The organism is Rhizobium sp. AG207R (assembly GCF_027109195.1).
GTDB lineage: Bacteria > Pseudomonadota > Alphaproteobacteria > Rhizobiales > Rhizobiaceae > Rhizobium > Rhizobium dioscoreae.
This window is the reverse complement of the sequence record NZ_JAEPVT010000004.1, coordinates 470,439-482,339: the sequence shown is the minus strand read 5'-3', so window position 1 is coordinate 482,339 and position 11,901 is coordinate 470,439. Positions and strand designations below refer to the sequence as shown.

Annotated in this window: 9 protein-coding genes; 8 read left to right on the top strand and 1 reads right to left on the bottom strand. The window is 59.1% G+C overall.

The features are described from left to right. Positions 1–58 precede the first annotated feature (58 nt). Positions 59–937, top strand: coding sequence for an FkbM family methyltransferase (locus tag JJQ51_RS12220; RefSeq protein ID WP_113350631.1), 879 nt, complete (start codon positions 59–61; stop codon positions 935–937). Between the two features lie 2 nt (positions 938–939). Here the strand turns inward: JJQ51_RS12220 and JJQ51_RS12215 are convergent, their stop codons facing one another. Beyond that, entirely contained in the window at positions 940–1,419 is a 480-nt protein-coding gene (locus JJQ51_RS12215; RefSeq protein WP_113329599.1) for a class I SAM-dependent methyltransferase, read from the bottom strand. Positions 1,420–1,562: 143 nt separating this feature from the next. Here JJQ51_RS12215 and JJQ51_RS12210 point away from each other — a divergent pair, with 143 nt between their 5' ends. The 7 genes from JJQ51_RS12210 (at position 1,563) to JJQ51_RS12180 (ending at position 11,896) form a co-directional block, all read left to right on the top strand. Next, complete coding sequence (locus tag JJQ51_RS12210; protein ID WP_113351042.1) at positions 1,563–2,738, top strand: DUF3095 domain-containing protein; 1,176 nt, start codon at positions 1,563–1,565, stop codon at positions 2,736–2,738. A 360-nt stretch (positions 2,739–3,098) separates the two neighbouring features. Continuing rightward, positions 3,099–4,436, top strand: a complete 1,338-nt coding sequence (locus JJQ51_RS12205; protein ID WP_113350630.1) for an adenylate/guanylate cyclase domain-containing protein — start codon at positions 3,099–3,101, stop codon at positions 4,434–4,436. A gap of 160 nt (positions 4,437–4,596) precedes the next feature. Next, entirely contained in the window at positions 4,597–6,504 is a 1,908-nt protein-coding gene (locus JJQ51_RS12200) for an ABC transporter ATP-binding protein (protein ID WP_113350629.1), read from the top strand. Beyond that, on the top strand, positions 6,501–8,417 hold the full coding sequence (locus JJQ51_RS12195) for an ABC transporter substrate-binding protein (protein ID WP_113329602.1): 1,917 nt from the start codon (positions 6,501–6,503) through the stop codon (positions 8,415–8,417). Before JJQ51_RS12200 ends, JJQ51_RS12195 begins: the two co-directional genes overlap by 4 nt. Continuing rightward, on the top strand, positions 8,410–9,408 hold the full coding sequence (locus tag JJQ51_RS12190) for an ABC transporter permease (RefSeq protein WP_095437102.1): 999 nt from the start codon (positions 8,410–8,412) through the stop codon (positions 9,406–9,408). The genes JJQ51_RS12195 and JJQ51_RS12190 overlap by 8 nt, the downstream gene beginning before the upstream one ends. After that, positions 9,405–10,580 (top strand): ABC transporter permease, encoded by a 1,176-nt coding sequence (locus tag JJQ51_RS12185; protein ID WP_113350628.1) that lies wholly within the window; start codon positions 9,405–9,407, stop codon positions 10,578–10,580. The genes JJQ51_RS12190 and JJQ51_RS12185 overlap by 4 nt, the downstream gene beginning before the upstream one ends. 101 nt (positions 10,581–10,681) lie before the next feature. Further along, the gene (locus JJQ51_RS12180; RefSeq protein WP_113350627.1) at positions 10,682–11,896 is read left to right on the top strand and encodes a glycosyltransferase family protein; all 1,215 of its coding nucleotides are present in this window, start codon (positions 10,682–10,684) and stop codon (positions 11,894–11,896) included. The last annotated feature ends 5 nt before the right edge of the window (positions 11,897–11,901 follow it).

Below are 11,901 nucleotides of genomic sequence, written 5' to 3'. Positions count from 1 at the left end.
CGGCATCGTCGACCTTGTCCGTTTGCAATGCAATGGCGCCGGTGTAGAGATGGCGCTCATGTTCGATCGTAGGATTCTCACAAAAAAATACTGGAGACGGGCTTTTCGCCGCAAGCGGGATGCGATCGCCACGCGCTTCTTCGACACCAGGCTGGGCCGGGATATCCTCGTCAGTGCGATTGGGCCTCGCGTCAAGATGATGACGGTCGATTGCGGGGATCACGTCCTCAGTTTCTCGCCGGCCGACTATATCGGCCGCAAGGTTTTTCGCAAAGGGCATTTCGAGCGCGACCATGTCGACCGCTTGCTGAGCGTATTGCGCGAGCGCGGCTTACTACGCAAGGGCTCGGCGCTGCTGGAACTCGGCGGCAATATCGGCACGCAGACCTGCTATTTTGCCTTGAGCGGCGCCTATGATCGTATCGTCAGCGTTGAGCCGGATCCGCGCAATTTTCGCCTGCTGGAGGCCAATATCGCCGACAATGGCCTGCAGAATATGGTGACGGCGGTCAATTGCGCCGCCGGCGATCGCGAGGGGCAGCTCGATTTCTATCTCAACCACAAGAATCATGGCAAGAGCAGCGCATTGCGGCAGAGCGCGACCGACGAGAAGATCTCGGTGCCTGTCCAGCCGGTCGGCGATATTCTCCTGCAGGCGGGCGTCGATTCCGCCGATATCGGGCTGATCTGGATGGACATCGAGGGCTATGAGCCGGTTGCCTGTCGTTCGATGGGTGCGCTGATGGCCTGCAAAGTGCCGCTTTATATGGAATTCACCCCGGCCTTCTACGGCAAGGATCAGACCAAAGACTTCATCGCCGATCTCGCCGGACACTATAGCGAATGTCTTGCGTTCTTCGAAGACGGCGAGCAGGTCATGAAGGTGGTCGAACTGCCGGTCGAAGGCGAACAGTTCGACGTTCTGTTTCTGCACTGAGCCTATTTGCGCCGATAGATGAAATAGCGGCCGTCCTTGACGGTCGAGGGCAGGGGCAGCGCCTCGAGATCTGGATGATCGAGAGGAAGGCCGCTGACCGCAAGCCCGCCCGGTGCCAGCACCCCAGCCATGATCTCGGGCAGCCAGGTCAATGTTATTGCATCCTTGTCTTCGTAGCCGGTGCCGATATCGGCATGGGCGAGCGAGGCATTGGCGCCGATGAAGGTTTTCGCCGTGTCCCTGATTTCGCCGAGCACAAGATCGTCGGCCGATGGCATCGAAGGACCGTAGGCATTGACCGTCCGGTCGAAGGCAATGATGCGGCGATCGGGAAAAAGTTCGCGCAGGTGATCGAAGGTGCGGCCATTGCCAAGACCGAGCTCCAGCACGGGGCCGGCAAGCGTTCTCACCTCGTTGGCAACGGTATTTAAGATATCGCGCTGCGCGCTGAGGCGGCGAATGAAACTATCGAGGCGGCTCATCGTATTTGAAGTATCCTTGGCGTCTTGTGCCTCTCCCGCAGTGGGCGTAGCACGGCGGGTATTGCGGCGTCGACCACCCGCTAGATTTTCGGCGCATTTGCTGTAGGGATAGATTGTCGCGGCGCTCAATGAAGGGGGACATCATGGCCGAGCCATCCAATGATGATTTCTTCCATAAGCTTGCGGGTTTCACGCGTTTCGAAGGCGTGACGGACAGCGCCAATTACCAGCCCCTACCGGATGACTGGCTGATTGCGATCGCCGATATCGTCAGCTCCACGAAGGCGATTGCCGCCGGACATTACAAATCGGTCAATATGGCAGGCGCCAGCGTGATTTCCGCCGTACTCAACGCTTTGGACCGAGGCGACTATCCCTTCGCCTTCGGCGGGGATGGTGCATTGGTCGCCGTCCCGCCTTCCGGCGCGGAGCAGGCGCGACAGGCGCTTGTGGCGGTACGAGGCTGGGTGATGGAGGAGCTGCAACTCGATCTGCGCACGGCTTTGGTGCCGATGAGCGCCATTCGCGGGGAAGGGTTCGACGTGCAGGTCGCGCGGTTCAACCCGAGCGACCATGTTTCCTACGCCATGTTTTCCGGCGGCGGCACGAGCTGGGCGGAACGACAAATGAAGGCAGGACGCTTCATCGTCGAAGACCAGCCGGAGAAGGAGGAGCCAGATCTCACGGGCCTTTCCTGTCGTTGGAACCCGATCAAGGCGCAAAATGGCGAGATCGTCTCCATCATCGCCATTCCCGGCGAGGGTGGAAACGGTCCGCAATTTCAGCAATTGGTCGCCGATATCATCGCGATCTCTGCAGAGCAGAGCCGCGACGGCCACCCTGTCCCGGTCGAAGGTCCGACGCCGGCATTGAGTTTCGGTGGCGCCGATATCGAAGCGCGGGCTTTGGCCACCCCGGCCAATCGCTGGTGGCGAAAGCTTGCAATTGACGCGCAGGTCATTCTGTTGTGGGTTCTCTCTAAGTTCGGAGCGAGGGCTGGAAGCTTTGATGTCAAGATCTACCGGCGTGATCTCGCAGCGAATTCCGATTTCCGCAAGTTCGACGACGGTCTGAAAATGACGATCGATGTCGACGCCATGCATCTTGAGCGTATCGAGGCGCGCTTGCGTCAGGCCGAGGCGGAGGGTGTCTGCCGTTTTGGTCTGCATCGCCAGGATAGCGCGTTGATGACCTGTTTCGTGCCTACCCCGCTGATGCGCGACCACATGCATTTCATCGACGGGGCGAGCGGGGGTTATGCGATGGCGGCCATGGCGCTGCGGGAAAAGAGGCCGCCCGAGCTTGCCGCGAGCGAATGATCTTCGATTGCCACGCGCAGCTGGCCATGGGTTTCAGTCGTGATTTTTATCGACCCATTTCGGTTTAGCCCATTGTTTCAGCTGAATATGCGCCTTATCTGAAAGAGAACAAAACGAGAGTCGCCGATTGCGACGGCTGTCGTTGTGCTGCATTTCTGGTGCGGGGGCGTGAGAGATGCAGTCGATTTTCTGGTGTCCGCGCGATCCAGGGGTAGCAAGGGAACGCGCTGGTGCCGTTGAATGATTGTTTCATCCAGCCTTGAACAATAGGCCGGAAATTCCGGAAGTGGACGTCGGCGAAAGAGCCGGTGCTCCATGGCCGGCGAGACATCGGGCATTGCAAGATAGGCCGCGGGGACAATGACTATCCATTCGAGTGTTTCTGATCTTCTTCTCGATAAAGTAGCGGAATGGCTGACACAGGCGGCGCTCACGGGCGAGAACCTGGAGACCATCATTCGCGGCTTCTGCGAACGCATGGCTGCGACGGGGATGCCGCTCAAGCGCGTGCATTTGACCTTTTCCATGCTTCATCCGCTCTATGATGCGCTCGGCTTTACCTGGCGGCGTGCCGGCGGTCTGATGATCGAGGGCTATCGGCATGGGAACGAGAAACCGGAACGCTTCGTGCAGAGCCCCTACTACTATCTCTTGTCCAACAATCTTCAGCACCTGCGTCGCCGGATCGATGTCGACGGTGCGGTCGAATTTCCGATTTTCGAGGATCTGCGCAAGGAGAAGGTCACCGACTATATGGCCTTCGTGCAGACTTTCGGCGCGGGCTCGGTGCAGGGGATGATGGGTTCCTGGTCGACCGACAGCATCGGCGGTTTCAGCGAAGAGATGATCGGCGCGCTGATGCGCATGCAGAACCATCTGGCCATGGCCGCCAAGATGGCGGTCCTCGGCAAGCTCGCCAACAATATGCTGACCACCTATCTCGGCGGCGATGCCGGAAAGCGCGTGCTGAACGGCCAGATTCGCCGCGGAGACGGCGAGACAATCCGCGCAGCCCTCGTCATGGGCGACATGCGGCAATCCACAGTTTATGCCGAAAAGGAAGGGCGCCAGGCCTATATCGATACGCTCAATGAGTTCTTCGACGCGATCGCGGCGCCGTTCAATCGCAATGGCGGCGAAATCCTGAGCTTCCTTGGCGACGGATTTCTCGCCGTCTACCCATGCGGGCGGCACAAGGACCCGTCAAAGGTGGCTTGCGAAGCCGCACTTTCGGCTGTTTTCGAGGCGCAACGCCGTGTCAAGGCACTCAACAGCGATCGCCAGTCGCGCAATTTGAGCGAAGTTCGCTATGGGATCGGCCTGCATGTCGGCAACGTCATGTTCGGCAATGTCGGCTTGAGGGACCGGTTGACGTTTTCCGCATTCGGCGCGGCGGTCAATGAGGTCGAGCGCCTACAGTCGCTGACCAAGAAATATGGGACCGAAGTCGTCGCGAGCCAGGCATTTTCCAGCTACACCGATTGCGAATGGGGAAAACTTGGAGAGGAGAAGCTGCGCGGTGTGCGTCAGCGCTTCACCGTCGTCTCCCCGAAAGCGGCGACGCCATCCAATGGCGCGCTCGAGACCTTTCAGGAGACGGCACCAGACAGCCTCTCCGAGGCCGAACAGGTCATTCTCTTGCATAGGGACGCCAAGAAGTTCGAGAGCCGTCTTCAAGTCGAAAACCTGACTCCGTGACTGCGCATGCCTCGCGCTTCAGCATAAGCCGATATATCACTGGAAAGGCGACAGTTTTTTTACAGTCTCCGCATTGCTTTGACCAGCTAGACACCCGTTATGGCCTACGTTAGTGTGCCGTCCAAGGCCACAAAGGTCATGTGAGCGGGAAGTAATATGTATGGCGTCAGGGACTGATCTACTGCGTATCGAGAACCTCGACGTCTCGTTTTCCCTTTACGGAGATAGTCTGCGCGTCGTCAAGAATGCCGGCTTGAGAGTGCTTCCAGGCAAGGTTACGGCGCTCGTCGGCGAATCTGGCTCCGGCAAGTCGATCATCAGCCAATCGATCATGGGCATTCTCCCAACGGCGGCAAAGGCGACGGGCCGGATTCTCTTCACCGATCCGCTCAACGGTCTGACGACCGATATTCTCCAGCTGCCGCGCGACGGCGCCGCGATCCGCGGGCTGCGTGGCGCGCGCATGGCAAAGATCTTCCAGGAGCCGATGACCTCGCTGTCGCCGCTGCATACGGTCGGCAACCAGATCAGTGAAGCGCTTCGCATTCACAGCGCAGGCACCAGTAGAGCTGAGCAGCGCGAAAAGACGGAAGAGATGCTGAACCTCGTCGGCTTTCAGGACCCGGTTCGCACTTTCGACATGTATCCCTTCGAACTTTCCGGAGGCATGCGTCAGCGCGCGATGATCGCCATGGCGCTGATCTGCAATCCGGCGCTGCTGATCGCCGACGAGCCAACGACGGCATTGGATGTCACCATTCAGGCGCAAATTCTCGGACTGCTGCGCAATCTCCAGCAGACGTTCAACATGGCAATGTTGCTGATCACCCACGATCTCGGCGTGGTTGCGAACATGGCCGATGAGGTCGTGGTCATCTATCACGGCGAGATCATGGAAGCAGGTCCCGTTGAGACGATCTTCCGTCAGCCGCAGCATCGCTATCTGAAGGCGCTGATGTCGGCGGTGCCGCATTTCGACATGAAGCCGGGAGAGCGATTGAAATCTTTGCGGGATGTCCCGGTCAATCTCGGCACTTTCTCGGGGAAGAAGAAGCTTATCGGCAACGGTGTGCCGGCTGCGGGCACCGCACTCGATGTCCTGCTCAGCGTGCGCAATCTGACCAAGACCTACACCTCGAAGGCCGGTGGGCTGTTCGGGCGGCGGGATGGCACGAAGTTCCGTGCGGTCGATGATGTCAGTTTCGATATTCGCCGCGGCGAATGTCTCGGCCTGGTCGGGGAAAGCGGTTGCGGCAAGACGACCGTCAGCAAGATCCTGATGCGGGGTGTTACCGCCGATAGCGGTTCCGTCACCTTCGATGACGGCAGCGGCAAGATCGATGTGCTTGCCGTCAAGGGCGATGAATTGATGGATCTGCGCACGAAGATCCAAATGGTTTTCCAGGACCCGGTCTCTTCGCTTTCTCCGCGCATGACCATCCGCAACATCCTGAGCGAACCCCTGGAAATCCACGGGCGGGGCGAAAGCGACGAGCGCAAGGAGAAAGTCACGGCGCTGATGCAGGCGATCGGGCTCGACAAGCACTATCTGAGCCGCTATCCGCACAGCTTCTCCGGCGGCCAGCGCCAGCGCATCGGAATTGCGCGCGCATTGGCGCTTGGGCCAAAACTTCTGATCCTCGACGAGCCCGTCTCGGCTCTCGACGTGTCCGTCCAGGCGCAGATTCTCAATCTCCTCAAGGATCTGCAGAAAGAACTCGGCCTGACCTATCTGTTCATTTCGCATAATCTGGCGGTGGTCGACTATATGGCTGATCGGATTGCCGTCATGGCGCGTGGACGCATCGTCGAAATCGCGCCGCGCGAGATCATCCTGCGCGATCCCGTTCATCCCTACACGCGCTCGCTGCTTGCGGCGGTGCCATTCCCCGACCTGGACCGGCCGCTGGATTTCTCCGCCCTGGGCAGCGAAGGCGCCGCGGCCAAGCAGAAATGGGGGCCGCAATTCTCCGAGGGATCAGACGGAGATCTGGCCTATGCCGATTTGGGCGGGGGGCATTTCGTGCGCGCCCGCCGGGGCCTCGGTGCCCGGGAGCTGCGCAAATGATCAATCGGCGCACTTTTCTTGGCCTTTTGGCCTCTACCGTTCTGCCTCAGCCCGTTCTCGCAGCCGACATCGACAACGAGCCGGAATATTTTGCCGATTGGCTGAGGGCGGGTCAGATGCCGCACCTTGCCAAGCGTTTGCCGAAATTCCCGCGCATCGTCAACGTCGCGGCCATGGGCCGTACGCCGGGTCAATATGGCGGCTCCGTGCGCACCATTGTCGGCAGCCAGAACGATATCCGCTTCATGACGATATACGGCTATGCCCGTCTCGTCGGCTATGACCGTACCCTGTCGTTGCAACCTGATATTCTGGAGTCATTCACCTCCGTCAACGACATGGTTTTCACCTTCAAGCTGCGCGACGGACATAAATGGTCGGATGGGCATCCTTTCACGGCCTATGATTTCCGCTATTGGTGGGAAGACGTCATCCTCAACAAGGAACTGACACCGGGCGGCGGCGCCTTGGAGTTGCGCCCGCACGGCAGCCTGCCGCGCTTCGAGCTGCTCGACGAACTGACGGTGCGTTATTCCTGGGATGATCCTAATCCCGATTTCCTGCCGATCCTTGCGGCGCCGCAGCCGCTCGTCATTGCCGGCCCTGCGCATTATCTGAAGCAGTTTCACAAGAAATATCAGGACAGCATTCGCCTTTCCTCGCTGATGAAGGAAAACCGCGCCAAGAAATGGCAGGACCTTCATATCAAGATGGCCCGTTCCTACCGGCCTGAAAATCCCAACCTGCCGGTACTCGATCCCTGGCGCAACACGACCGCCCCACCGGCCGAGCAGTTCGTCTTCGAGCGCAACCCCTATTTCCATCGCGTCGACGAAAACGGCCGCCAGTTGCCCTATATAGACCGGATGATCCTGAACATCAGCTCTTCCGCGATCATCGCTGCCAAGACCGGCGCGGGAGAAAGCGATCTGCAGGCAAACGGCATAGATTTCAACGACTATACCTTCCTCAAGGAAGCGGAGAGGCTGCACCCGATCAAGGTCAATCTCTGGAAGGCGGCGCGTGGGTCGCGGGTCGCACTGTTTCCCAATCTGAACAGCGCGGATACCGTATGGCGAGACGTTTTGCGCGATGTCCGGGTGCGGCGGGCCCTGTCGCTGGCGATCAATCGCCATGAGATCAACATGGCCGTCTTCTATGGCCTCGGCACTGAAAGCGCCAACACGGTCCTGCCAGACAGCCCTCTCTTCAAGCCCGAATATGCGGCGGCCTGGATTGCGTACGATCCGGATCAGGCCAATGTGCTGCTGGACGCCGCCGGTCTTGCCAAACGCGATGAAGACGGCGTTCGCCTGTTGCCCGACGGGCGGCGCATGGAGATCACGGTTGAAACACCGGGCGAAAGCCCGCTGGATGCGGACGTCCTCGAACTCGTCACCGATCACTGGCGCAAGGTCGGCATTGCGCTGTTCACGCGTGTATCGCAACGCGACATTTTCCGCAGCCGCGCCATGGGCGGGCGTATCCTGATGTCCTTGTGGTACGGCCTGGACAATGGCGTGCCGACAGCGGACATGAACCCGGCGGAACTGGCGCCGACAACCGACGACCAGATGCAGTGGCCGCTCTGGGGCATGTACTATCTTTCGCGTGAGACGCAGGGCGTTGCGCCCGATGTTCCGGAGGCGGCCAAGCTCGTCAAGCTGCTCCGCGAATGGGAGGCGGCCGCCTCTTCCTTCGAGCGCGCCGAGATCTGGCACGAAATGCTGTCGATCTATACGGACCAGGTTTTCTCCATCGGCCTCATCAACGCCACGCTGCAGCCGATCGTGCATTCGGCGCGCATGCAGAACGTGCCGGAGAAGGCGCTTTACGGTTTCGATCCAACCTGTTTTCTCGGTGTCTACATGCCGGATACCTTCTGGATGAAGGAGGATCGCCGGAATGCTTAGATATATCCTTTGGCGCATCGCGGTGATGATCCCGACCCTGATCGTCATTTCGATGCTGGTCTTCACGATCATCCAGCTTCCGCCTGGCGATTTCTTCGAAAGCCAGATCGCCGAGCTGCGCGCCCAGGGCGAGACGGCGAACCTTCAGGAGATCGAGAATCTTCGTCACGAATACGGCCTCGATCAGCCTATGCCGCTTCAATATGTCCATTGGGTTGCCGGAATGCTGCATGGCGATTTCGGTTATTCCTTCGAATATCAGCTGCCGGTTTCGGATGTCGTCGGCGACCGCTTGTGGCTGACCATTCTCGTATCGATGACGACGATTCTCGTGACCTGGCTGATCGCCTTCCCGATCGGCATCTATTCGGCGACTCATCAATATAGCTGGGGCGATTACGGCCTGACTTTCCTTGGTCTGCTCGGTATCGCCATTCCGAATTTTATGCTGGCGCTGATCCTGATGTATTTCGCCAATGTGTGGTTCGGCGTGTCGATCGGCCATCTGATGGATCAGCAATATCTCTCGCAGCCGATGAGCTGGGAAAAGGCGCGCTCGATCCTGTCGCATCTGTGGATTCCGGTCATCATCGTCGGCACGGCAGGAACGGCGGGCATGATCCGCCGCCTTCGCGCCAATCTGCTCGACGAGATGCAGAAGCAATATGTCATCACCGCACGGGCAAAGGGGTTGCACCCCCTGAAGGCTCTGGTGAAATATCCGCTGCGCATGGCGCTGAACTTTTTCGTCGCCGATATCGGCTCCATCCTGCCGTCGATCATTTCGGGCGCTGAGATCACCGCCATCGTGCTGTCGCTGGAGACGACCGGCCCAATGTTGATCCGGGCCCTGCAAAGCCAGGACATGTATCTTGCCGGTTCATTTCTGATGTTTCTCGCCTTCCTCAATGTTATCGGCGTGCTGATCTCGGATATCGCGCTCGGCTTTCTCGATCCCCGCATCCGCTTGCAAGGCAGGAGTACAAAGTGAGCGTATCTCTGCCAAAACCCGGGGCTCCCCTGGAGCATTACGTCTCGAACGCGGATTTCGATCCGGATCAGTTCGAAGCCATGTCGGCCGGCCAGCAGCGCTATTACATGGCTTCGCAGAAGAAGCTGATGTGGTGGAAGTTCAAAAAGCACAAGCTTGCGCTCGCCTCCGGTATCTTCCTGCTGCTCGCCTACGGCATGATCCTGATTGCGGAATTCCTGGCGCCCTACGGTCTGCACAGCCGCAATGTCGATTACATTCATTCGCCGCCGCAGATGGTTCATTTCTTCGACAAGGGCGAGTTCGTCGGACCGTTCGTCTATGGCCGGAAAATGACGCTCGATATCGATACGCTGCGTCGGATCTATACCGAAAATCCTTCCGACGTGCAGCCGATCCGTTTCTTCTGTCGCGGCGATTCCTATCGTTTCTGGGGCTTGGTGGATTCGAACCTTCATCTGGTCTGCCCTTCCGTCGGCGGGCAAATGTATCTGCTTGGAACCGATCGCCTGGGCCGGGACGTGCTGTCGCGCATCATTTACGGCGCGCGCATATCCCTGACGATCGGGCTGATCGGCATAGCGATCAGCTTCGTGCTCGGCGTCGTCATCGGCGGTCTGGCGGGCTATCACGGCGGTCTTTTCGATCTCCTCGTTCAGCGCGTGATCGAGGTGCTGCAATCACTGCCGAGCCTGCCATTGTGGATGGCGCTGGCGGCGATCATGCCCGTGAGCTGGAGTCCGATCATCGTCTATTTCGGCATTACCATTATTCTCGGCATTCTCGACTGGACCGGCCTTGCACGCGCCGTGCGCTCGAAGCTTCTGTCCCTGCGGGAGGAAGACTACGTGCTCGCCGCGCAATTGATGGGCGCAAGCACACGCCGCATCATCGGCCGTCATCTCGTTCCCGGCTTCATGTCGCATCTCATTGCCACGGCGACGATCTCTGTTCCCAGCATGATTCTCGGCGAAACCGCCCTTAGCTTTCTCGGATTGGGGCTTCGCCCGCCAATCACGAGCTGGGGCATTTTGCTGACCGAGGCAAGAAGCGTCAGCGTCATCGCCTTCTATCCATGGCTCCTTTTCCCTATGATCCCGGTGATTTTGGTCATTCTGGCGTTCAACTTTTTAGGAGACGGCTTGCGCGATGCCGCCGATCCCTACAAATAGCAGGATGAACGGCGAAGACAGGATTGCAATTCGAGAAGCGGCCCGCGGATGTCGTTTGCCGACATACCGCGTATAACTTTCACCCCCAGAGGTTTTTGCCTATGAAGCGGCGCTTAGAAGATGCTCGAATCCTCATGTATAGCCATGACACGTTCGGTCTCGGCCATCTGAGGCGGTGCAGAACGATTGCCCATGCGCTTGTCGAGGACTATCGCGGCCTGAATGTGCTGATCATATCCGGCGCGACGATCGCCGGCGCATTCGATTATCGCGCCCGTGTCGATTTCGTCAAAGTGCCGAGTGTCATCAAGCTGCGCGACGGCGAATACACGTCTATGGCGAGCCATGTCGCATTGCAGGAAACGCTGAAGATGCGGCAATCGATCATTCGCCACACGGCCGAAACCTTCCAGCCCGATGTTTTCATTGTCGATAAGGAGCCGATGGGGCTGAAAGGTGAGGTCGAGGAAACGCTGACCTATCTCAAGGCGCGCGGCACGACGCTCGTACTCGGCATGCGCGACGTCATGGATGCGCCGCATCTCCTGGAAGCCGAATGGAAGAAGAACAACGCCCTGCAGAAGATCGATCAGTTCTACGATCGCGTCTGGGTCTATGGCCCGCCGGACTTTCACGATCCACTCGTCGGCCTCGATGTTCCCCCCGGCGTGCGCCGGAAGATGGAGTTCGTCGGCTTCCTGCAGCGCAGCGTTTCCACCCTGGGCACGAAGTCGGAACATGTGCCTGACGAGGATTATATCCTGGTGACGACTGGCGGCGGCGGCGACGGCGCCGATCTCGTCAGCGATGTCATTGCCGCTTTCGAGGAGGATAGCTCTCTCACGCAGAAGACGCTGATCGTGCTCGGCCCCTATATGCCAGCCAAGGAGCGCGGTCAGCTTTTGGAACGCGCGAGCAAGATCGACTGTCTGCAGGTCATCGAGTTCGACAACAAGATGGAAGAGCTGATCGCCGGCGCCAAGGCCGTTGTTGCCATGGGCGGCTATAATACCTATTGCGAGATCCTGTCCTTCGACAAGCCGGCGCTGATCATTCCGCGCACGCGGCCGCGCGAGGAGCAGCTCATCCGCGCGCAGCGGGCAAGCGAACTCGGCCTCGTCGACATGCTGCTGCCGGAAGAATCGGCCGATCCGAAGCAGCTTGCCGCTGCGCTGAAGCGCCTGCCGAACAGGGCGCCACCTTCGGCGAGCAACAGCAACATGCGCCTGGAAGGGCTCGTGCATATTTCGCGCACCGTCGGCGAATGGTTCGATGACCGCGAGCGCTATACGCCGCTATCGATCGTTGCCGAGTAGATCAC